The sequence below is a fragment of the Dactylosporangium sp. NPDC000521 genome, from assembly GCF_042898305.1.
Lineage (GTDB): Bacteria > Actinomycetota > Actinomycetes > Mycobacteriales > Micromonosporaceae > Dactylosporangium.
In genome coordinates this window covers 1-21,866 of record NZ_JBIAYW010000010.1, presented here as the reverse complement: position 1 = coordinate 21,866, position 21,866 = coordinate 1, and the positions used below count along the sequence as shown (strand labels likewise).

The window sequence follows — 21,866 nt, the reverse complement described above, 5'->3', positions numbered from 1 at the left end:
CTTCTAGCGCCCGTCGGGGGCGGTGACCGGCTTGCGCCTGTAGTAGCGGGTGGCGCGCATGGCGATCGCCTCGGTCGACCTGACCGCGGCGACCGCTCCGATCACCGGCCCGATCCCGGGCAGCGCCCGCCGGGCGACCCTGACCCCGGCGGCCTGCAGCAGCCCGCCGCCGAGCGTCCGGCCGAGCGGGCCCGCCAGCCTGGCGACCCCCACGCCGGTCCCGGCCCGCCGCGACCGCTGCGCCTGCTCCGCGGCCATGATGGCGGCCTCGGCGGTGGCGACCTCCGCGTACACCCGCTGCAGGACGAGCAGCTCAGCCGCCCGCACCCGGTCGAGCGGATCGTGCCCGTGCGCCGCGGCCAGGTGCAGGACGAGCTTGGCGTGCAGCCAGTTGACCCCGGCCGCCTCGACCACCAGCCCCAGCGACCCGGCCGCCCCCGCCACGATGCCGAGCCTCCTGGCCCGCCGCACGAACTCCCGCGTCACCGCCCGCCCGATCGCGTCACCGTCGACGCCGGGGTAGTTCGCCGCGTACCAGGCGGCCCGCTCCCGCGCCGCCTCCCCGAGCCGCGCGACCGCGGCGAGGGCGAGCAGCTCCGGCAGGTACGCGGGATTGATCCCCAGCCCCGCCGGCACCTGCTCCTTCTCCGGGACCCCGAGGTCGGTCGGATCGGCCTCGACCACCTCCACCCGCCCCTCGGCGAGCGGCACTTCTTCCACAGGCGGCTCCGGCTCGGGCGCCACGACCGCCACGGGGGCGGGTGCGGGCTCCGGCTGGGGCGCCACCTCCGCTGCGGGGGAGGGCGTCGGCTCCGGCTCGGGCGCCACGACCGCCGTGGTGGCGGGTGCGGGCTCTGGCTCGGGGACCACGACCGCTGCGGGTGATGGTGCCGGCTCTGCTTCGGGCACCGCGCCCGCGGTCGCGGGTGCCGGTGTTGCGGGCGCCGGGAAGAGGACCTCCTGCGTCGAGGTCGCCTTCACCGCCGCCGCCTTCTTCGCAACGGCCTTCTTGACGGGAGCCTTCGTCGCAGGCGTGACCTCGACCTCAGCTGCGGGCGCGGCAGCCTTCTTCACCGCGGCCTTCTTCGCCGGTGCCTTCTTGGCCACCGCCTTCTTGGCCGCCTTCTTCACAGGAGCCGCTGCCTCCGGCGTAGGTGCCGGCTCGACGGGTGCCGGCTCGACGGGTGCCGGCTCGACGGGCGCCGGTGGCTCGGGCTTCCGCGCTGCCGGGACCTTCTTCGCCGCGACCTTCTCAGGTGCCGCCTTCTTCGCGGGCGCGGCCTTCTTCACAGGTGGCGGCTGCTCGGCCGGGCCTGCCTGCGTGACCGGTGGGGGAGCGGCGGCCTGGCTCGCGGGCTCGGCCGCCGGCGGCGGGGCGAACGGCGTCGCCGGCTTCGCCGTCGGGCGTGCCGTGCGAGGCTGCGGGGCCGCCGGGCGTGGCGCCTCCACGACGGGCGGCAGCGGGGCGCCGAACGGCGTGGTCGCCGGACGCGGAGAAGCCGTCGTCGCCGGCGCGGTGTCGGGGGCAGACTCCTGCGGCGGCGGCTCGAAGCGCAGGGACGTGTCACCGAGGACCCGTGGGCGGCGGGGCGGCTCGTCGGAGGTCGGAGGCTCGGTGGACTTCGGATCCTCTCCCATTCGCAAGAGCGTAATGCGCCAGCGACGATGGCACCCGTCGTGCGACCAGGCAAACGTCCGCCGGTGGACGATGTGACGCGAACCACGCCGGCCGATCCGACGCGCCAGGGGTACACCCGCTTTGCCCGGTCCTCTGCTGTCCCTGTATCCTCGGACGGCGGCTCCTGGCGACAGGGGTTGTTGGAGGCTTCGCCTAGTTCGGTCTATGGCGCCGCACTGCTAATGCGGTTTGGGTCTTAAAGCCCATCCCGGGTTCGAATCCCGGAGCCTCCGCGCAAGACCTGTAAAACCTGGTGTGTACACTAGGCACGCACCAAGCGCCCGTAGCTCAACGGATAGAGCATCTGACTACGGATCAGAAGGTTAGGGGTTCGAGTCCCTTCGGGCGCGCAAGGTCAAGAGGCGGTTGAACTGCGGAAACGTAGATCAACCGCCTCTCGCGTTTCGTCCACTGTGGACCTGTTGTGTTCCGAAAGGGTTGGCTCCATCGCGCCAGCCGCACCCCCGGTCCCCGGCAGCCGACCCCCATCCAGGCCCTCACCGCAGCCGGCCGCCGACCATCTGACTGCACCACCGCAGGGCACCCCACCGCAGCCGATACGCATCCGGATCTGCCGAGTTGAGTACAGTCGATCAGCTAACGAAGGTCCGTTCGGTTAGCGGGAGTGCCGGTCCACCACACAGGGCGGCGTGCGCGCCATCAAGTACTCATCCTGACCCGCAGGGTCATTGCGTTTGTCGGGTAGCTGCTGGTCACGGCGTCGATGAGGTCGTGTGAGCGGCGGCCGGCGCGTCGGGTGGCGCAGGCGACGTTGGTGGCGTTGCTGGTGCGGTGGTAGCCGATCGCGGTGTTGCGCAGGGTGGCGATGACGGCGGGGCCGGTGCCGGTTCGGGCTTGGTGTTGGTCTTCACGGAACGTCACGTCTCGCACGTGGTGCGGGCGGTTCTCGATGTGCCAGGCGCGGCGGATCCAGTGCTGCAGGTCGGCGGGCTGGGCGTCGGCGGCGGGCAGGGACACGGTCAGGTAGGCGGTTTCGCGGCTGGTTCGGCCGGCGGTGATGCGGGTGCGGGTGATCCGGACGGCCTGTTCGGCGTGCGGGAACGCGATCCCGCCCGGGGTGGCGAGGGTGATCGAGCAGCAGTGGGGAGCCGTGGCTGCCGCCGCCATGGGTGCCGACGACGATGAGGTCGGCGTGCTGGGCGGCGGCGAGGACGACGTGGCCGGGTCGTGGTAGCGGATGTCGTATTGCACGGTGTCGTGTGCGCCCGCGGGATGATGCCGCCCTGCCGGGGTTGCCTCGGCGGCGATGTCATCCAGTCCAGTGGTGGCGAAGCCGTTGCGAGGGCAAGGCGAGCCGCTGCGACCGCTCACTCAATCGACATCTGCCAGCGCCAGGTCGAACCGCCCGGAGTCGATGTCGGTCGGGATCATGATGCACAGTGACGTCGCCCCACCGGCCGGACGTGAGATCTGCAGGCGTCCCCCGTGTGCCTCCACCCAGTCGGTGAGGCCTACGAGCTCCGTGCCGTGGGCCAGGTCGGCTCCCCCGGCACCATCGTCGCGGACCGAGACCACGAGGAACTCGCGCCTGGCCGCGTCGTCGACGGTGATGGCGACGTCGACGTTGATCGAGGAGGTGTGCGGCGCGTCCTCAGTGACGTTCGCGAGCACCTCGCATACGGCGCCGTACGCGGCCACCTCGACGCTGGGGGGCAGCCGGTGCTCGAGACCCGGGCTGATCGTGACCGGGACGGCCGAGCGCCGCGCGAGTGCCCTGAGCGCAGGCATGAGCCCGGACTGGGTGAGGATGGCCGGGTGGATGCCGCGTGTCATCTCTTGCAGCACCTCGAAGACACTCGTCAGGCCCTCGACCGTGTGGGAGAGCCGCGCCTTGAGCTCGTCGAGTTCGTCCGGCACCAACGCCTCCGCCGCACGAAGCTCCAGGCCGAGCGACACCAGACGCTGCTGGACGACATCGTGCACGTCGTGTTCGAAGCGGCGGCGCCCCTCCTCGACGCCATGGACGATGCGTGCACGTGACGCGCCGCTCTCGATCGTCGCCACCGCGGTGGCGACGCCCTCGGCGAACTGCGCCAGTCGCTCCTCGGTGCCGGGTGGCGGTGGCTCCCGGCGGGACCACAGCACCACCAGGCAGCCCCACAGGCGGCCCCCCACCGTGATCGGTGCGGCGACCGACGAGTTGAAGCCTTCGCGGCGCGCCAGGTCGGCGAAGGCGCCGGGACGATCGTCGTAGCTGTCCACCCTGGCCGGGTGGAAGGCTCGCAGCACCGGCTCCGTGACGTCGCCCTCGACCTGGAATCGCCGACCCAACCAGGTCTCGGTGCCGGGCTTGCCGTACCCGGCGAGGACGGTGACGGTGCCAGCGGACTCGTAGCGCATCAGCCTGGTGGCGTCCGCGTCGAGCAGCGCGGCGGCCTCGGCGACGATCCCAGCGAGCACGTCGGCCGGCGGCGCACCGGACGCGACGAGCACCGCCACCCGCCGCAGACCCGCCTGCTCCGACGCGAGGTCGTGCAGTTCGTCGCGGCCCGTCCGCAGGGACTCGGCCATCGCCTTGTACTCGGTCGCGACTGCCAGCAGCATCTCCAACTGCGGCAGCACGCGTTCGCGAAGGCGCCGCAGGGTCGGCCCGGGCAGGTCGGCGGGGACGAGGAGGGTGCCCGGCTGCGAGCGGTACCGCAGCGGCAAAGCAACCCGGCACTCGTCGCCTGGAACGCTGTCGAACTCGATCGCAGCGAACGGCAGCCGCAGCTCCCGCGCCAGGCGGCGCGAAACCTCCGGCAGCGCTGACCGCGGATCGTCCGCGGACAGTATGAGACGGCTCAGCACGGCAAGGAAATCGGCCTCCTGATATGCCTCCATCAGCAGCCCTCTCGCCGACCAGACGTATCAGCGCCACCCTATGCCGGTCACCGGGTGACCACCGGGTGAGGCGCCGGGTGACCGGCCCGACCCTGAATCATCGACGCTTCGGAAACGCTCGTCGTGACGGAGGCAGAGCAAGAAGCGGTCTCACGGGAAGTGCCCGAACAGGCAACCACCAGCGAGGTGTCGCCACCTCACCGGCGCCGGACCACCCAAACTCAGCGCGGCGGCCTCGTGGGCAGCAGCCCTTCCTCGTGATCGAGTTCCCGTTCGAGCACGCGGAGGCCCTCATCCGGCAGTCTGCCGGCGTCACGCCACTGTAGTAGTTCCTCCCGCTGGGCATCGATGACCTCCCGGCGGACGTGCAGCGCGGCTTCGTGTCGTGGCGATGCCGGCACGTGGACCAGGTCGGTGCTGCTCAGCTGATCTCGTCGGTCCTGATGGTGGGTCAACTGGCCGCGGAGTTGCCCACGCATCGTCTCGATCGCGTGCGTCTTGGCGTCGTTGTGCGGCTGAGCCGCCAGCTCGTCGAGCCTGGCAATGGCAGCCTCGACAGCGGCCGAGCGTGCCTCGTTGCGTAGTCGCGCCTGGTCGACCTCGTCGGCGCGCAGGCCGAGCGCCCGGACAAGCGGCGCGAAGGTGAGACCTTGCCCCACCAGCGTGATCATCACGACGACGAACGTGCAGAACAGCAGCAGGTCGCGGTTCGGGAACGGGGCACCGTCGGCGGTGACCCGCGGCAAGGCGGAGATCGCCGCGAGGCTGATCACGCCTCGGGTGCCGGACCAGCTGAGTGCCACGACAGCGCGGCCCGTGAGCCGCTGGGATACGCGATCGTGTGATGGCGCTGCCGGCGTCTTGTCAGCCCCGGCACGGTCGTCGTCGACAGCCCAGCCACCCAGCCAGGTGTACAGCGATCGGGGCAGCGACTGGGTCAACACCAGCCACACCGGGCGCAGCAACAACACCACACCGACGGTGATCGTCACCGCGATGACGATCGTGGCCGAATCGTATTGCGCGAGTCCGCGTACAACCTCGGGCAACTGCTGCCCTATCAGCAGGAACACGAACCCTTCGAGCAGGAAGTCGACCAGCCGCCAGACCGCGTTCGTCTGTAGCCGGCTCGCGCCTGAGGCCGATCGTGGCCGGTGGTGCCCGACAATCAGCCCTGCGACGACCACCGCGAGCACGCCCGAGACATGAGCCTTCTCGCCGAGCAGGTAGGCCGCGAACGGGGTGGCCAGCGAGACGGCGTTCGCCATCAACGGGTCGCTGCTCAGCGCGCGCGTCAACAGCCGGACAGCGTAGGCGACCAGCGCTCCGGCCGCGACGCCACCTACCGCGGCGATCAAGAACTGACCGAGCGCGGACGGCGCCGAGAAACCGCCACCGGTGGCCGCGGCGACGGCCACACTGAGGATCGTGAGCGCCGTGGCGTCGTTGAGCAGCCCTTCGCCCTGGATGAGCGTGAGAACTCTGGGTGGAAGGCCGACCTTGCGCCCGACTGCGAGCGCGGCCACCGGATCGGGCGGCGCGACCGCCGCGCCGACCGCAATACCGGTGGCCAGGGTCGCTCCCGCGACGAACCATTGGAAGCCGATGCCGATCATCACCGCATTGAGGAAGACCAAAAGCACCGACAGGCTCACCACGGTGGGTAGGTTGCGGCGGATCGCGAGCAGCGACGAGTCCAGTGCGGTGCTGTACAGCAGTGGTGGCAGGACGAACGCCATGATGATGTCGGGGGGCAGAACGACATTGGGCCCCGGCAAGAGGGCGTAACCGATGCCGATGATCGCCAGCAGTGCTGCGGCCGGCAAGCTTGTCCGGTTTGCGACCCACCGCACCAATACGACGACAGCGACGGCGGCGAGCACGAACAGCAGCATCGACTCGACGCTCATTGCGTCCATTCTCCTGGACATGGCCTGCGGGGGAGATGAGACGGGCGGCCTTCCCGCGGTGTGACCGCCGAGGCGCCGCCGCCACACCCGGCGGCATCGACGACTCCGATGGGTCGTCATCGATGCCTACATGGTCAGGATGAACCAGTACGCGTCTCACTGTACGGGGCCACGGACTTCGCCGCGGCGTGACTGGGTCCTCCGGGCGCCGGCCCGAGCACCGGTGCGGCTGGCGCAAGGCGTCCGACGCCGGTGGCAGCGTCACATGCATTGCGCCGCCGACGACATTCCGGGCGGTTACGGACGATGCCGGTTCAGCTCGGAGATGCCGTCTATTCGTGAGGTCCGTTTGCGTCCGGACGGAGTACCAGCGTCAGGCGCAGGCCGTCCCGCAGTTCCTCGACGCGGAAACGTTCCGCTTGGCCGCTGTCGGGCAGCATGGCGTCGTAGAGCTCAGTGTTGCTGATCTCGATTGTGCCGCCTGCCCGACCGATCAGCACCTTGAGGACCGCGCGCAGATTGACGTCACTGAGATACTGCACAGGGACCGCCTCTATCCGTGGGCGTGTCTGGCGCCGGACGGCGCGCAGGGTGCCGCCGGTCACCGATACTACCCGCTCATACCGCAGCCCAGCGTTCGGTGCCGATCGGCACAGGCCCGGTGGGACGTCACCGGGTGGGGAAGATGCCAAGGGCGAGTGCGGCGCGTACGGCGTCGCGCCGGGTATGGACTGCCAGCTTGCGGTAGATCGACGCGACGTGGGTCTTCACGGTGTTCGGGGAGAGGCGCAGTTCGGCGGCGATCTCGTGGACGGTTCGATGCCCGGCCAGGTGTCGCATGACCGAGATCTCACCCGGGCTCAGCGGACCGCCGGCTGGCAGGGTGATGGCGGTCAGCGTGAGCTGGTTGAGGGTGGGGGCGAGCAGGTGGTGGTTGGCGTGGAACGGGTGCCGGAGTTGTTCCGGGTCGGCGAGGACCATGGCCTGGCGTAGCAGGTGTGTGGCGTGCTGCGTGTTGCCGGCGGTGTTCGCCTGGTGTGCCATGAGCAGGCGGAGCTCGACCTGAGCGAACAGCGAGATGTGCGGCTCGTCAAGTATGGGCCGCAGCAGCCGATCGATGCGAGCCTGCGGTTGCCGGGCGAGCAGGAGCCTCGCGGTGGTGATCGTGGCGGTCGACGCGGGGACGGCGGCGGCGTCGGCACGCCAGCGCCGGTGGGCGTCGTAGAGCCGGCCGGTGGCGATGAGGAGTTCGATCCGCAGCACTCGTGCGGCCCATTGTGGGACCAGCAACGCGTCGTCGCCGTCGACGATGAGCCGCTGGACGGCGTCCAACGCGGCGGCGTAGTCGTGTTCTTGCTGGCAGAGCAGCGCGGCCTGAAACTGTTGTGCGGCGACGAGCGCAGGTACCGACTGCCACAATTGGACCGCGAGCGCGTCGAGGTGCTGCACGGCCGCGTCGGGTGTGCCACGTTGGACGGCCACCTCGGCAAGGATCAGCCGCGCCCAGCCGTCGTCGTGGGAACCCACGAGGCCGTTCGCGCGAACGTCATCGCCGAGGGCGTCGGCATGCCGGGCGGCGTCGCGCAGCCGGCCGGTCATCCGGGCGATGACGGCGCGCAGGCGCAGCATCGTGGAGCGGCGCAACAGACTGCGGCCGGTCGCCGCGTCGGAGATCAGCGCGGCCTGCGCCGCTACGTGGTCCCCGCTTCGTAAGGCACGCCAGATCGGTTGCGCCGAGGGCTGGATCAGATCAGCGGGCACCCCCGCCGTCTCCCACCGGACGGCGGCCGCCGAGTGCCGGACCGTGGACGGCGGGGCTGCGGTGTTGTCGGTGAGGCCGCGGTGCACGGCGAAGGCGTGGGCGAGTGGTGCGTCGTTGGCGAGCGATGACCAGGGGCCCGGCGCCGCCGCGGTGGCCGCGGCCTGCGGCGTGGCCTCGCGGATCTGCGCGCCGTGTCGCTGCACGATCCTGATGGCCGACGACCGGTCCGCCGCGGCCAGCGCGTGGCGCAGCGCTTCGGCGGGCTGGGCGTGTGCGGCGTACCAGTTGGCGGCGGTGGCATGCAGGTGATGCGCGTGGGTGGGGTCCTCCACGCTGAGTGTGGCGTAGAGGGCGATGCGCCAGAGCCGGTGGTAGCCGTACCAGGCGGACGTGTCGTCGAGGCGGGTGGCGAAAATACCGTCGCGGGCAAGGTCGGCCAGGACATCGGCGGCGTCGATGCGGCCGGTGAGCGTGGTGAACAGGTCCGCGCAGACGGATTCCACCACGCTGGCGTCGCGTACGGCCTGGCGGAGGTCGGCCGGATACCGGCCCAACACGTCCCGCATCACGTATTCCGACAGGCTCGCGCCGGTGCGCAGCAGCTGTTCCAGGACGCCTTCCGGCTCATGCGGTTGCTCGCTCAGCGCCGCGGTCGCGACCACGAGACCCGCAGCCCACCCATCGGTGATGGCATACAGGCGCCTGCTGACGGCCGCGGGCAGGTCAAGCCCTCGCCGAACGCAGAGGTTGGCCGTTTCGGCGGCGGTGAAGGCCAGGTCACGCCCACGCAGCGCGCTGACCCGGGGGTGGCCCAGAGGTTGCGGGGAGCCGTCCGGTGGAGCGTGCCTGCCCAGCAGTACGACGTGCAGGCGGTCCTCGCCGGCGGCAAGCTGCCGCACCTCGGTCAGGAAGTCGGTGCCGACCACCGTCTCGGTGCCGTCCAGCGCCACGATCACCGGGCCGCCGGCGTGTTCAGGGATGCCCTCGTGCAGCGCCTGGGCCAGTTCGGCCGCGTTGACCGGCCACGACGGCCACCATGAAGGTGACCGCAGCGGCGCCTGCCACCATCGGGCGGCGATGGACGCGGCGAGGTCCACGAACACCGAGCGGTGCTCCGCGCCGACCGCTTCGATCCAGTCCACGACGAGGTCGGTCTTGCCCGCGCCGGCCGGAGCGTAGACCGTCGTGATCGAGTTTCTCCCCGGCGCGGCCAACGCCGCGTGCAGCCGGGTCCGGCGCAGATGGTGTGACCGTGACGCGTTCACCGCGGTGGTCCGACCACCGACGGCGGTCGCAGGCGAGGACACATTACCGACCATATGACCCTCTGGGTGACGTCGAATCCGTGACCTACGGAATTCGCCACCGGGGTCCGAGGTGACATCCGACGATATCGCAAACCCGGTCGGCCGTTCCAGCCCAGCCGGCGAAGCGGCCGGGCAGGCCCGGTCACGCAGGCTGGGTGATGGTGCGGCACGGTCGCAGTTTCAGGCGTTGCAGTTCGCGCGGCTGTGCCCTGCGCGGGGCCTGATATGAGGCCGGCCGGCGGGCAGGCTTCGTATCGGGGTGCTGTCCGGTGCGTCAGGTATTGGTGAGGTCAGCAAGGCTGCCCCGGTCGGTGACCGCGAGGTGGGCGACGTCGCTGAGCCGGCGGTTGGTCCGCCGGGCGTGGGCCCGGAGCAGCTCGAACGCGGCGTCGACGGAGATTTGGTGTGCCTGCGCGACGGCACCCTTGGCCTGCTCGATGACGATCCGGCTGTTCAACGCCCCTTGGAGTTGTTCGGTGAGGATCTCGCCGCGGTGGATCGTCCGTTCCTGCAGCAGGCCGATCGCGGCGACGTCGGCCAGTGCCTGCACGATCTGGACGTCAGCGTCGTCGAAGTTCGCACGGCCGGTGCCGAAGACGCCCATCGCGCCGATGACGTCGTTCCGCAGCCGCAGCGGAAACGCATGCACCGAGCGGAACCCGGCGGCCGTGGCGTAGGGCGCGAACCGCGGCCAGCGGGGCCCGGCGACGCTGAGATCGGCGTTGACGACCGGTCCGGCGGTGCGGAACGCGTCCAGGCAGGGACCGTCCTGCCACTGCAGCTGCAGCAGCTCCAACAACGTGGTTGTCTCGTCCGAGGCGGCCATGAACTGCAACCGGCCCTTCTCGTCGGCCAGCAGCAGCCCCACGGTGGCGTTCTCGACCAGCCCGGCGACGCGGTCGGCGAGCATCTGCATGAACTCGATGAGGTCGAACTCATCGACGAGGGTGTCGGCGACCTCGACGAAGATCCGCGCCAGGCGTTGCTCGGATACGGTGGTCATGACAGCTTCCCGGCCTTCCTACGATCGTCGTCGCGGTGGTCCTTGCGGGTCATGCGTGGCCGGTGTCGAACTGCAGGCGGCGGGCGACGATGTCCGCGGCCACCTCGCTCAACGGCCGGTTCGTGCCGTAGGCGTAGGCCCTGATCCGCACCAAGGCATCGGTGAGGGGGATGCCCAGCTGGACCATGACCATGCCCTGAGCCTGGAACAGCTCGGCCCGGTGCTCGAACACCTCGTCGAACTCGCCGACGCCGGCCCGTTCCTGACCGTCCAGCAGCGTCACCACCATCAGGTCGGCGAACGTGAACGCCTGACCCAGTTCCGCTCGGGACAACGAGCCGGGTCGGGTGCGGAACACGTCCAGGACGCCGAGACGGGCCGCACCGATCTGCAACGGAAACGCGAACACTGCCCGGACCCCGGCGTCCCGGACCGCAGGCGTGTACATCGGCCATCGACTCGTCGCTCCATCTGCCAGATCGCTCACCAGAACCGGCCGGCCGGCCGCGAAAGCGTCGATGCAAGGGCCCTCGCCGAGGGTGAACTGCAGCTCCTCGATCCGCGCGGTACGCGGGTCCGAGGCTGCGGCCATGCCGTGCACGCCGCGGCCGGCCATCACGCTCACCCCAGCTCCCGAAGCGGACAGCGCATGCACGACGTCGACGCAGACGCGCTCCAACAGCTCAACCACGCCGACCAACTTGCGCAACAGTCCAGCGCCGAAGACGCGGCGTGGCGCCTGACGTATGAGCATTGACCGCGCCGATCACAGGGGCGCAGGGCAACGGCTTACAACGTCGGGAACCGTGCCGGTAGCGCGTACGCATCCGCCGCACCCTTCCGCAGATCGTCACTGCCAGCATTCAGGGTAGTCAGGCGCCGGGCCGACGTCGTGTCGCTGACGCTACTCCCTGCTATGCGCCGAGACAACGCCGGCAGCGGATGCCGCTGCCGGTCGGTCGGGTGCCACCGGTCCAGTAGGCGAGTTCGGCCTGCCAGGCGGCGTCGCCGGCCTCGGTGCGCTGGGCGTCGCCGGCCAGTTCGAGCACCTGATCGGAGGTCAGAAGGTGCAGCCAGGTGTCCTCGGCCTCGACGGCCGTGGGGCCAGAGCCGGTAGGTCCATCCGGCCGTCTGGCTCCTCAACGTTCATGACCGGTGCCCGCGGAGCGTGCGAGCAGCGTGTCCAACTCTATCTGGGTCTGTCGATCGAACGTCGCCAGCAGGTCCATCGGCTGTTCCTTCTCCAGCGCTATGGCCATGCGGGCGGCCCAACGGTCCCCGGCGCGCCTGGCGGCAATGGCGTAGATCCACCCGACGGCGTCGGTCTCACGCTCGGGGGAGCGCCCGGCCAGCCGCCAGACCTCGATGAATGCGGCGTTGGTGACGGCAGCGACGTCGGCCGGATCGAGCGGCACCGTGGCGACGTACGCGACCAATCCTGGGCGCAGTTGCGCGTGCAGCCTGGCGAACGCGGCCCGATCTGCGCGCGCGATCCGGATCATGAGGGCGGCCAGTCCGTTGGTGTTGACGTGGTTGACATGCCGAGACTGAGTGCGATTTGTTCGGAATGTCACGATGATTCCCCCGGTTCGAGACGTAAGCGCCTCGCCACCGGGGTCTGGGGTGGCTGCCGTGTGCAATCGTCACGCTACTCCGTCGGACCCTCGGGCGTACGCCGGGCCCGAGGCCGCGAAACGACTCGTGACGAGCATGTTGCCTACGCACGGAGTACCGTCGGAAATGCGGCCCAGGACCTCGGCGGCATCGTGTCGTCCTGTCGTCGATCTGAAAGCCGCACATCATGCTGGTTCAAGCCTCTGCTGCCGGCCCGCCGCCGCGCGCCGGCAGCCAGTACGCCCAGTTGTCGCGCCGGGTGAAACAGGCCGGCCTGCTGGAGCGGCGCCCCGGCTACTACGGCGTCCGCATCGGCGTCATCGGCTTCGCCTTCGTGGCGACGTGGGCCGTGTTCGTGCTCGTCGGTCCGTCGTGGTGGCAGCTGTGCACGGCGGTGGTGCTGGCCGTCCTGTTCACCCAGGTCGGCTTCCTCGGCCACGACGCGGGCCACCGCCAGATCTTCCGGTCCCGTCGCGCCAATGACGTGACGGGTCTGCTCCATGCGAACCTGCTGATCGGGCTGAGCTTCGGGTGGTGGATCGACAAGCACAACCGGCATCACGCCAACCCGAACACCGAGGGGGCCGATCCGGACATCGTGGTGGCGCCGCTGGCGTTCACCGCCGGCCAGGCTCGCCCGCTGCGAGGGGTACGGGCCGCGATCGTCAGGTGGCAGGGGTACCTCTTCCTGCCGCTGCTGACGCTGGAGGCGCTGAGCCTGCACCTCAGCAGTGTGGCTGCCGTGTTCGGGCGCCGGATGAAGCGCCGCCGCACCGAGGTTGCCCTGCTGGGCCTGCACGCGGCGCTCTACCTGTCGGCGGTGTTCCTCGTGCTCAGCCCCCTGCAGGGGGTGGTGTTCATCGGGGTCCACCAGGGGCTGTTCGGCGTGTACCTGGGCAGCGCGTTCGCCCCGAACCACAAGGGTATGCCGATCCTGCCGGCCGGCAGCACCCTGGACTTCTTCCACCGTCAGGTGCTGACCTCCCGGAACGTCCGGGGCAACGCGTTCATCGACATGGCGTTGGGCGGGCTCAATTATCAGATCGAGCATCATCTGTTCCCGAGCATGCCGCGCCCGACCCTGCGCCGGGCCCAGGTGCTCATCCGCCAGTTCTGCCGCGAGCACGGCGTGGAGTACTGCGAGACGACGCTCTGGCGGTCCTGGCGTGAGGTGCTGCGGCACCTCGACACCGTTGGAAGTGCACCCGCCCCTGTCTGAGCGTCGGCGCCGAGCGGTCACATCCATGCACGTCGAAGAGGGGCACCCCATGCCGTCCGCGCCGACCTCCGCACCGCATTCACCCCTCGGCCCGAGGCTTTCGTTCCCGGCGGTGCGCGCCATACGAGCGCCGGTCAGACCGGTTGGCGACGTACTGTTGAGTGCAGGGTGTCGCGTCGTGCGTGCACGCGACAGCCGTATGTCTTCCTGCCATTCCATCCAAGACGATGAGGCGGGCACGGTAGGCCGAGACCTCGTCGTGCTGCGTCGGGTGGTGCTGCCCATGCGGCAGGCCCTCAACACCCCCGCCACGCCGGGATCGGAGGCGCGAACATGAGTGAGACCCACCGACCGGCGTCGTTGTCGGCCCGGGATGTGTTGTACGAGGCGGCGCGGGTCGCTTGCCTGGCCCCGTCGATCGCGAACTCCCAGCCGTGGCATTGGCGTATCCACGGCGACACCCTCGAACTACACGCGGACCGCTCGCGCCAGTTGACCGACGCCGACCCCCAGGGTCGGTCGATGATCATCAGCTGTGGTGCGGTCCTGCATCATGCCACCGTTGTGCTCGCCGTCCTCGGCGCCGCTGCCACAGCCGAACGAATCAACGACCCGGCCGACCCCGACCTGCTCGCCAGACTGACGCTGACCGGCCCCCACCAGGTAACAGCCGAAGACATGCGCCTACACCATGCCCTGCGTACACGTTGCAACGATCAGCGCCCGTTCCTGGGCATCGGACCGCTACCGGACGAGGTGATCGACCTCCTGCACGACGCCGCCGAACCGTTCGAGGTCAGCACGCACGCACTCGACCCGTCACAGGCGGACCTCCTCACCCTCGCCGCACGGTCAACGGCGACAGTCGAGCGCCACGACGCCGGCTTTCAGGACGGGATGCCGCTCTGGACGACCTGCCCGGACGTAACGATCGACGACGATGTGCAGGAGACGGGGGCCGCATCGGTAGGCGACGACGCGCCCGGCGCGTCCCCGGGTCTGGCTCCCGGGCACGGGGACGACCGGTATACGACCTACCTCGCGTTTACGACCACACACGACACCAGAGCGGACTGGCTGCGCACGGGCGAAGCGCTCAGCGCGGTCCTGCTCACCGCCACAACCATCGGGCTGGCGTCGTCGGTGATGAGCGATGTGGTGGAGGCTCCGGAGGTACGGGCGACCCTGCGTGAGGTGGTCGCACCGGCCGAGTATCCACAGCTGACCGTCCGGCTCGGGGTGAACGAGAGCGCCCCTGCGGCACCGCTGACACCGCGCCGCCCGCACGACGAGGCCATCGAGGTCGTAGCGACGAGATGACCAATGCCGGACCTACGGATCAGAAGGTTTGGGGTTCGAGTCCTTCGGGCGTGCTTGATCGACTGGTGTCCGGCCTGCGAAAACGCGGGTCGGGTGCCATCTTCGCCTGCGCGAGGCGGCGAACCAGCCGGACGGGCCGGCCGACAGCTGTTGCCGGCCCGTCCGGCGGCGAGAGCATCAGCGGCCGGTGGGCGGGATCAACGAGGTGGGGTTGGAGGCTTTCTTGGCCTTCTTCGCGGTCCGTTTCTCCTTGAGCGTCCTGCCCTCTTTCTTGCGATCTTCCTTGTGCACGGATCTGCGCGCCATGGTGACCCTCTCAATCGTCGAAGGTTGGGCACGAGCTCAGCCGGTGGCTGAGTCCGGATCGGGGGGCGGCGAGGACGGGGCCGCCGGCGGAGTCCAACCGCCGCGCGTGCTGCAATGCGGACAGCAGCGCGAGCGTCGACTCGGCGCCCTGGTTCTCGTTGCGCCCGGAGGCGGTCAGGCCGTCGCAGCCGCCGCCGGTCGACGGATCGTGTAGCGGCAGGCCGTTGTCGTTGGCGCCGAGGAACCAGTCGATCGCAGAGGCCAGGCCCCGCTCCCACCGGGGGTCGGCGCTGACGGTCATGGCCCGGGCGCACGCGTCGGCCATTGCGGCGGCCTCGATCGGCTGCTGGTCGAAGGCCGGGGGACCGTCGTTCGGGCCGCTGCCACCGACCGGCGTGCACGAGAGGTGACCGTCGTGGGTCTCCCGCTCCAGCAGCCAGGCGAGCATGGTCAGCCCGTCGGCCGACGCCTCGCCGCCGGCCGCGATCAAGGTTTCCGCCAGAGCGGCATTGGCGTAGGTCAGGCGGCGTTCCGGCCACGGCCATGCCGGGTCGAGCGGCATCGCGCCGATCGTGACCACCGCGTCGTGCAGCAGCCAGCGGGCAGCAGCGTGGTCCGGCCAGACGGCGAGGATCTCGGCGGCGCCGAGCGCCGCGAACGCCATCGCCCGTGGCCAGCGCGTGCGCCGATGCGCACCGGTTTCGAAGCACCGCAGGGCGGTCTGGCGGATTGACGGTAGCGGGCTGCGGGCCGCTGCGGTGCCGAGGCCCCACAGTCCCCGGCCCCACCAGTCACCGACCGCTGGCTCGTCGCGCCACCGCCGGTCGGGGCCGAGCCGGTTGCGGAACGCGCCGTCGGGCGACTGGGCCTCGACGAGGAACGCCAGATACCGTTCGCCGAGACGGAGCAGGTTCGGTGGCGGGTCCGGCTCGCGGCAGATGATCAGCAGACCGCGGGCGACGTCGTCGACGCAATACCCGTGCGACGTCCGGGGCGTGCTGTATTCGGCATGTTCGAATAGGCCCACGTCGTCGCTGAGTCGGTGCAGGTGGGCGTACGACGCGCTGGGGCGCCGAGTCCCCGTGGACCGCACCGCCGCGGAGATCGGCGAGCCGTCCGGAACAGTCATTGCGGAGGGCCGGAACCGGCGACGAAAACAGACATGACCCACCTTCCAATGGCGGGTGCGGCGCCGGCCGGCGAGCGCAGATGGCGAACCCGGCGCTGGTCATTCGGTGCAAGCACCATCGATACGACGATCGTGGCGGCCGCCACTCGGGATATGTCGAGATGGCAGAATCAGCGCTTCCCACCGTACACGCCGTTGCGATGAGCGCCACTCGGCCGACCGTGCCACGCAGCCGGAGCTGGTACCGGCCCCGTACAGGTAACCGTCGAAGAGCTCGGCGACTCAGTGTGATCGACTGGCCGGGCCCGGAGATGTAGCGTGGAAAGGTGCCGCCCATCGGGTGGCCCGACCGGCGCCGCCATGGTGCGTCCATTGTAGACGGTAGACCGGTGCCGCGACCCGCCGAAGGGAAACGCGCCATGACCGTCGAGCCTCCGACCTGTTTGCTGTATCTGCTCACCGTCGGCCGGGAGAAGGAGCTCGTGCTTCGTGTACACGGCACCGATCTCTCGCTGGAAGAGCTCACGGCATGGATGACCGAGGAGTCCGTGCACCCGCTGACGGTGTCACGGTTCGGTGACGAGCAGACGTCGACGCTGCTGCTGAACTTCCGGCACGTGGTCGGCGCGCGGCTCGCGCCGTACAGCGATACACGAACTGGTTCGTTCTGAGTCGTCAGGCTGCGTGCTACGGTGGGTAACACTTGCCCGCCTCGATCGAAGTCCCGGGTTGGTGACGGCGGATCGTCGTCTCGATGGTGTCCGCACCGAATGACCAGCGCCGGGTAAGCCATCTGCGCTCGCCGGCCGGCGCCGCACCCGCCATGAAGGGTGGGTCATGCCAGGAATGCACGGCTACCGCTCCGTCCGCACCGATCCCCGGCCCGACGGTGTCGCATGACGATTTCCTACGGGTTTCTGAGCACCTATCCACCGACCCAGTGTGGCCTGGCGACGTTCACGGCATCGCTGCTGGGCGCGCTCACCTCGCCGGTCGGCGGTGACCGCGCGGGCGTGATACGGCTGGTGGAGTCCACGGCATACGCGGACCGCCCCGAGGTCATCGGCCACCTGCTGGTGAACGCGCCGGGGGCCGAGGGTCCGGCGGCCGCCGCGCTCAATCGCCACGACGTCGTCATCGTCCAGCACGAGTACGGAATCTTCGGCGGGGCCGACGGAGAGCACCTGATACCGCTGCTGTGCCTGCTCCGCACCCCGGTGATCGTCGTACTGCACACCGTGCTGGCTGAGCCCACCGTGCACCAGAGGGAGGTGCTGGAGCAGGTCGTCGCGCTGGCCGGCGCCGCCGTGACCATGACCGAAGCGGCCCGCGCGCGGCTGGTCCTGCAGTACGGCGTGGACCCGGACAAGGTCACCGTCATTCCGCACGGCGCGCCCGAGCGGCCGCCGCTGCGTCTGCTCAACCCCAAGAGCGAACTGACGATCCTGACGTGGGGGCTCCTCGGCCCGGGCAAGGGAATCGAGTGGGCGATCGGTGGGCTGCGACTGGTACGGCATCTGCTGCCGCGCCCCCGATATGTCATCGCCGGACAGACACACCCCAAGGTGCTCATCGAGCAGGGCGAGACATACCGGCTCATGCTGTACGCCCGGACCCGGGCACTCGGCGTAGCCGGCCTGGTCACGTTCGAGCGCGCCTACCTCGATCAGGTCCGCCTAGACCGGCTGATCGGGCGCGCCGACGTGGTGCTGCTCCCGTACGACTCCCCCGATCAGGCCACTTCCGGCGTGCTCGTCGAGGCGCTGGCGGCGCACAAGCCCGTCATCGCCACCGCTTTTCCCCATGCGCAGGAGTTGCTCGGCGACGGCGCCGGAATCCTCGTGCCGCATCAGGACGCTTCGGCGATCGGCGCCGCGCTCAAGCGCGTGCTCACCGAGCCTGATCTGGTCGCCGACATGCACGACAGGGCCAAACAGATCGCGCACGGTACGCAATGGAGCGCCGTCGCCGAGCGCTACCGGGCGCTCGCGGCGACACTGCTGAGCCGGGCGCCGGTTCCGCTGTGACCGGGCGACACCGGCGTCGTCATCCGAGCACCTGCTGTGGCTCGGCGATGACACCGGTCTGCTCGAGCCGCTTCCGGCGTACGCCACCCACGCGTCCCGCAGGTCTTGATCGCCGCAGGGCAGCATCTCGATCGCCCGTTCTCGTCATTTGAGGGGATGCGCCTGCTCCCGAGAGAAGGCCCGCATGACCGATGACATTCACGAACCCGCCCCCACCGGGCGCCGCGGCTCCCGGCTGGAGTTGCGCACCACATTCCCGGCCCCTTGGGCCGCCGCACTCGACGGTGCGTGGTGGCCGCGGAGCCGGGACAGCGTGGGCGAGCTCGTCGCACTCATCGGCGCGCTGGACGCGCGCCAGGCACCGGTCAGGCTGCTCATGCTCAATCCTCAAGGTTGGCACGGCCATCCCCACCGGATCGACGTGGCGGATCGAAGCGTCCGGATCGCCTGGATACCGATGCTCGACCGGTCCGTCGTGATCGGCGCGACCGCTCGAGGCGTCCGGATCGACCTGCAACTGATGTGTCGGCCGACAGCGGCGGGGTCGACGCGGTCGCGGATCCGGTGATCCGCTAAGCGGCGGAGGCGCGACGCCTCGCCACGCGGGCCGGCGTGCGAACGATGAGTTCACACAGGGTCTACGGCCGCCGGTTCCGGCCGTTGACCGCTTCGCTCAGCGTCGAGTCCCATTCAGCCCTGGACGCGGCGTCGTCCTCAGCTGCAGGAGGTAGGCAGGTCGCGCTTGGCGAGGATGCTGTTGAGGTGTTTGCTCAAAGCTTTCTCAATTGCGACCGAGTTGGAACGGCCTTCGGCCATCTCGCTGAGCACGCCGAGTTCACGGGTCCCAGCCGCGATCGTGGGCTGCAGCCCATCGTCGGCGTCCGCTGCGCTGCAGCGGCCCCGTTCCTGGTGCACGGTCACCGGCGAACCCGGAACCAGCGCTGCGGAATGAGCCGGCATCGAGGCTCTGCGCGAACGTTCGATCCAATGGATCTACGTTCGCGAGCCTCGGCGTCGATGCAGTCGCCATGTGCTGCTTGAGGCTTGATGCTGCGGGTATCAGGAGGTGGAGCGCATCACGCCGAGGGAGGCGCGAGGATCATGACCGACGACTCGGCAACCGGCCACGAACGACCCGACGCGGTCGCTGCGATCGCAGCTCGCCCTGAGGCTACCGGCGTACGCCGGGGTGACCAGCGGCGAGTGCGTCAGCTCGTCTGGCAGCCGGCTGATGGCGAGCGGGTCGCTGTCGTGGCCCGGGCACGCAACTGGTTGGGTCGGTCGTTGCCGCGGCTTGTCGAACTCGGCTCATGCGTCCGGTTGCAGGAGGACACCGAACTGCTGCTGTCCGAACTCGTCACCAACGCCGTCCTGCACGCCGGCGGCGTCACTACCATCCGGCTGCGCCTCGCCGGCGAGATCCTTCGCGTCACCGTCTGCGATCATGTCACCGCCGTGCCCGCCCTGCGCAACACCGAACCCGATGACGAGCACGGTCGAGGTCTGGCACTGGTCACGGCGCTCGCCACCAGGTGGGGAGTCGAGCGCCGCCACCCCGTCACCGGGAAGTGCGTCTGGCTGGAGCTGTCCACCGCGCCGTTGTAGGGCGCCTTCGGCCCGACGGTCATGGCAGCGGCGAAGACTCCCTGATGGAGCGGCGCATGGCCCACGATCGGCGTGCCGTGGCGCGCTGCGTCGTGCCCGCCATGCGCGACGGCTGCTATGTGCTGGTGCGTCTCGGGGTCTGCGCGGCGGAGGTCGCTGTCGGATGGCCGAACAGCGCGGACGGGCCCGTACCTGAGGCCGGTGGCCGCCTCGACTCAGCTTGCGGGCGCTTCTTCGGCTCCGGTACGGCGGGGCTGCGGTGTGGCGGGCGGATCGTTGAGAATCTCGGCGGGGTGCAGGTGGTTGCTCGGATCCGCGGCTGCGGTCATGGCTGCCTCGGCGAGGGCTGTCAGGGTGTCCGGCGGTACGACGAGCAGGTCGATCTGGTCGCCCCGTTCGGTGGTGGCAACGACGATGCCGGGGTCCACGTTGGCGAACCACCCGGTCCGCACGACGTGTGTGGGCATCGCAAGCCGCCGGAAGCGGACGTCCCAGGTGTCGCTGTTGAGCATCAGCAGGCGGATCGGACCGTACCGGGCGTCGAGGGCGGCGACGAGGCCGGGGAGCTCGGCCACCGGATCCCAGGAGCGGGGCCACCATCCGCCGTCCAGGACGGCGCTGGCGGCGCGGGTGGGGGCGAGGCGGAGCCGCGGCGACGACGGCGGGCCGGAAGGGGTGATAGTGGCACGCTGGGCTTTGGTGAGCATGATCGACCGTTCTGAACGACATGCACGACGGACCGTCATGCGGGGGCCTGGCGAATGCGATGGGCCGGCCAGGTGCCGACGTTTCACCGCCACCAGCTGACCTTGAATCTCGTGAGGGCTCGCATCGGTGAGGTGGGACCGACGATGCGGATCGAACGCCGGCGGTCAGGCGTCCGTCCGTCGTTGATGCAAGATCACGATGCAGGGCTGTTGCGGAGCAATGGGCCGCGCGCGTGTCGTGCTCAGCGTCGCTGGCGGCGGGAGAGGCGGCGGAGTTGGGTGATCCGGGCTGCGCCGACGGTCATGGTCACGATCGCGGCGCCGACAGCGGCGACCAGCAGGGCCATGGCCAAGGGCAGGTTGCCGTGCATCCACAGGAAGGTGACCTCGATGCTGCGGGTGTTCTGCAACATGAAGACGATCAATACGACGAGGAACAACGCCGCGGCGCAGATGCCGAACCAGACGGCGCCGGTGCGGGGCATACTGCCGGCCGGCGGGGCCGCTTGGTCGGTGGGATCCTGCTGGGTAAGAGTCGCCGGGCGGGCCAACGGGCCCGTGCCGCTCGGGTTGGCGGGCACCGTTCGGGCCGGATGGAAGTCGTTCGACATGACATCCCCCTTTGGGGGGTGGGCCGGTATGGCGGGCACCTCAGGAAGTGATGTCGTCGAGTCCGGGATACCTGCATCGTACTCGTGTTCGGTCGGATGTGCTCGACTGTCTGTCGCCGCCCGATGCGCGCCGTGCGTAGCCGTCAACGTAGCCAGCACATACGCGAGCGATGCCAGAAACCTGCGCATCGCGGGTCAACAACTGTTGTCGGGTTCTTGAGGCAGGAGCTTCGTCCGGCTCTCAATGATCACGTCCTTGCGCGGAATGGCTCACTGGGGCGGCTGCGGCCGTGTCGAGATCGTCCGCCGGCTGGCGGGGCGCGGTGATCGCGTTGTGTTCCTGTGGTGATCGGATGTACCGCAACTGTCGAGCACAACCGGCACTGATCCAGCACAGGGGCGAAGCCACGGTGTGTACGGCGCGAGGAGCTCCGGTGCGAGATCGCGTGGACTTGCGGATACGCGCCGCGCGTCTGGAGTACAAGGTCTTGCGAAACAGCATGTTCGGTGAGAAGGGTACTCGTGGGAGAGTGGAATTCCTGGTCATCTGGCTACGGATCAGAAGGTTAGGGGTTCGAGTCCCTTCGGGCGCGCAGCATCAACAGGGCGTCACCAGCTGTCATGGCCGGTGACGCCCTGTTTGTTCGTCCCTGGGGGCTGGTGACGCGGTGGCGATCCTTGCCGCGCGGGCAGTCGTGCGTCGTGAAAATGCGGTCGGGGGGGGGGGGGGGGGCCCCCCCCCCCCCCCCCCCCCCCCCCCCCAAAAAAGCGGACCCCCCCCCCCCCCCCCCCCCCCCCACCACCCCGGCGGCGGGGGCGGGCGG

At 69.9% G+C, this 21,866-nt stretch carries 20 protein-coding genes and 2 tRNA genes; 8 read left to right on the top strand and 14 right to left on the bottom strand.

From position 1 onward, the window contains the following. Positions 1 to 3: 3 nt before the first annotated feature. Complete coding sequence (locus ACFY3L_RS30290; RefSeq protein ID WP_389331463.1) at positions 4 to 1,638, bottom strand: hypothetical protein; 1,635 nt, start codon at positions 1,636 to 1,638, stop codon at positions 4 to 6. Between the two features lie 182 nt (positions 1,639 to 1,820). Here ACFY3L_RS30290 and ACFY3L_RS30285 point away from each other — a divergent pair. Further along, a tRNA-Ser gene (locus tag ACFY3L_RS30285) sits at positions 1,821 to 1,911 on the top strand. A gap of 44 nt (positions 1,912 to 1,955) precedes the next feature. Beyond that, a tRNA-Arg gene (locus ACFY3L_RS30280) sits at positions 1,956 to 2,028 on the top strand. A 310-nt stretch (positions 2,029 to 2,338) separates the two neighbouring features. Here the strand turns inward: ACFY3L_RS30280 and ACFY3L_RS30275 are convergent. The 9 genes from ACFY3L_RS30275 to ACFY3L_RS30235 all read right to left on the bottom strand — a co-directional run bounded on the left by ACFY3L_RS30275 (position 2,339) and on the right by ACFY3L_RS30235 (position 12,078). Beyond that, complete coding sequence (locus ACFY3L_RS30275; RefSeq protein WP_389331460.1) at positions 2,339 to 2,890, bottom strand: hypothetical protein; 552 nt, start codon at positions 2,888 to 2,890, stop codon at positions 2,339 to 2,341. Positions 2,891 to 3,010: 120 nt separating this feature from the next. Beyond that, entirely contained in the window at positions 3,011 to 4,522 is a 1,512-nt protein-coding gene (locus ACFY3L_RS30270) for a GAF domain-containing sensor histidine kinase (protein ID WP_389331457.1), read from the bottom strand. Between the two features lie 221 nt (positions 4,523 to 4,743). Next, a complete protein-coding gene (locus ACFY3L_RS30265) occupies positions 4,744 to 6,432 on the bottom strand; it encodes a cation:proton antiporter (protein WP_389331454.1) in 1,689 nt (562 codons plus the stop codon). Positions 6,433 to 6,764: 332 nt separating this feature from the next. Further along, a complete protein-coding gene (locus ACFY3L_RS30260; protein ID WP_363392633.1) occupies positions 6,765 to 6,974 on the bottom strand; it encodes a hypothetical protein in 210 nt (69 codons plus the stop codon). Positions 6,975 to 7,101: 127 nt separating this feature from the next. Then, positions 7,102 to 9,501, bottom strand: a complete 2,400-nt coding sequence (locus ACFY3L_RS30255; RefSeq protein WP_389331451.1) for a LuxR C-terminal-related transcriptional regulator — start codon at positions 9,499 to 9,501, stop codon at positions 7,102 to 7,104. A 274-nt stretch (positions 9,502 to 9,775) separates the two neighbouring features. Beyond that, entirely contained in the window at positions 9,776 to 10,504 is a 729-nt protein-coding gene (locus ACFY3L_RS30250; RefSeq protein ID WP_363392627.1) for a GAF and ANTAR domain-containing protein, read from the bottom strand. Between the two features lie 49 nt (positions 10,505 to 10,553). Then, the gene (locus ACFY3L_RS30245; RefSeq protein WP_363392625.1) at positions 10,554 to 11,195 is read right to left on the bottom strand and encodes a GAF and ANTAR domain-containing protein; all 642 of its coding nucleotides are present in this window, start codon (positions 11,193 to 11,195) and stop codon (positions 10,554 to 10,556) included. Positions 11,196 to 11,418: 223 nt separating this feature from the next. Beyond that, positions 11,419 to 11,553 (bottom strand): hypothetical protein, encoded by a 135-nt coding sequence (locus ACFY3L_RS30240; protein WP_389331446.1) that lies wholly within the window; start codon positions 11,551 to 11,553, stop codon positions 11,419 to 11,421. 90 nt (positions 11,554 to 11,643) lie between these two features. Further along, positions 11,644 to 12,078, bottom strand: coding sequence for a hypothetical protein (locus tag ACFY3L_RS30235; protein WP_389331443.1), 435 nt, complete (start codon positions 12,076 to 12,078; stop codon positions 11,644 to 11,646). A 227-nt stretch (positions 12,079 to 12,305) separates the two neighbouring features. Here ACFY3L_RS30235 and ACFY3L_RS30230 point away from each other — a divergent pair, with 227 nt between their 5' ends. Both ACFY3L_RS30230 and ACFY3L_RS30225 read left to right on the top strand, forming a co-directional pair. Next, complete coding sequence (locus tag ACFY3L_RS30230; protein ID WP_389331440.1) at positions 12,306 to 13,337, top strand: fatty acid desaturase family protein; 1,032 nt, start codon at positions 12,306 to 12,308, stop codon at positions 13,335 to 13,337. Between the two features lie 333 nt (positions 13,338 to 13,670). Next, complete coding sequence (locus tag ACFY3L_RS30225; RefSeq protein ID WP_389331437.1) at positions 13,671 to 14,657, top strand: Acg family FMN-binding oxidoreductase; 987 nt, start codon at positions 13,671 to 13,673, stop codon at positions 14,655 to 14,657. A 316-nt stretch (positions 14,658 to 14,973) separates the two neighbouring features. Here ACFY3L_RS30225 and ACFY3L_RS30220 read toward each other — a convergent pair whose 3' ends face one another. Next, the gene (locus tag ACFY3L_RS30220) at positions 14,974 to 16,092 is read right to left on the bottom strand and encodes a glycosyltransferase (protein ID WP_389331434.1); all 1,119 of its coding nucleotides are present in this window, start codon (positions 16,090 to 16,092) and stop codon (positions 14,974 to 14,976) included. A gap of 389 nt (positions 16,093 to 16,481) precedes the next feature. Between ACFY3L_RS30220 and ACFY3L_RS30215 the strand changes: the two genes are divergently transcribed. The 3 genes from ACFY3L_RS30215 (at position 16,482) to ACFY3L_RS30205 (ending at position 18,687) form a co-directional block, all read left to right on the top strand. Then, positions 16,482 to 16,763, top strand: coding sequence for a hypothetical protein (locus ACFY3L_RS30215; protein WP_389331431.1), 282 nt, complete (start codon positions 16,482 to 16,484; stop codon positions 16,761 to 16,763). Positions 16,764 to 16,988: 225 nt separating this feature from the next. Beyond that, the gene (locus ACFY3L_RS30210) at positions 16,989 to 18,119 is read left to right on the top strand and encodes a glycosyltransferase (RefSeq protein ID WP_389331428.1); all 1,131 of its coding nucleotides are present in this window, start codon (positions 16,989 to 16,991) and stop codon (positions 18,117 to 18,119) included. A 184-nt stretch (positions 18,120 to 18,303) separates the two neighbouring features. Further along, complete coding sequence (locus tag ACFY3L_RS30205; protein WP_389331425.1) at positions 18,304 to 18,687, top strand: DUF5994 family protein; 384 nt, start codon at positions 18,304 to 18,306, stop codon at positions 18,685 to 18,687. A 146-nt stretch (positions 18,688 to 18,833) separates the two neighbouring features. On the opposite strand, the gene ACFY3L_RS30200 is transcribed toward ACFY3L_RS30205, so the two are convergent. Continuing rightward, on the bottom strand, positions 18,834 to 19,040 hold the full coding sequence (locus ACFY3L_RS30200; protein WP_389331422.1) for a hypothetical protein: 207 nt from the start codon (positions 19,038 to 19,040) through the stop codon (positions 18,834 to 18,836). Positions 19,041 to 19,403: 363 nt separating this feature from the next. On the opposite strand from ACFY3L_RS30200, the gene ACFY3L_RS30195 reads away from it, so the two are divergent. Continuing rightward, positions 19,404 to 19,724, top strand: coding sequence for an ATP-binding protein (locus tag ACFY3L_RS30195; RefSeq protein WP_389331419.1), 321 nt, complete (start codon positions 19,404 to 19,406; stop codon positions 19,722 to 19,724). Between the two features lie 215 nt (positions 19,725 to 19,939). On the opposite strand, the gene ACFY3L_RS30190 is transcribed toward ACFY3L_RS30195, so the two are convergent. Both ACFY3L_RS30190 and ACFY3L_RS30185 read right to left on the bottom strand, forming a co-directional pair. Then, positions 19,940 to 20,431 carry a DUF5994 family protein gene (locus ACFY3L_RS30190; RefSeq protein WP_389331416.1) on the bottom strand — a complete coding sequence of 164 codons (492 nt, stop codon included), beginning with the start codon at positions 20,429 to 20,431 and terminating at the stop codon, positions 19,940 to 19,942. A gap of 242 nt (positions 20,432 to 20,673) precedes the next feature. Continuing rightward, positions 20,674 to 21,231 carry a lipopolysaccharide assembly LapA domain-containing protein gene (locus tag ACFY3L_RS30185; RefSeq protein ID WP_389331413.1) on the bottom strand — a complete coding sequence of 186 codons (558 nt, stop codon included), beginning with the start codon at positions 21,229 to 21,231 and terminating at the stop codon, positions 20,674 to 20,676. Positions 21,232 to 21,866: the final 635 nt, after the last annotated feature.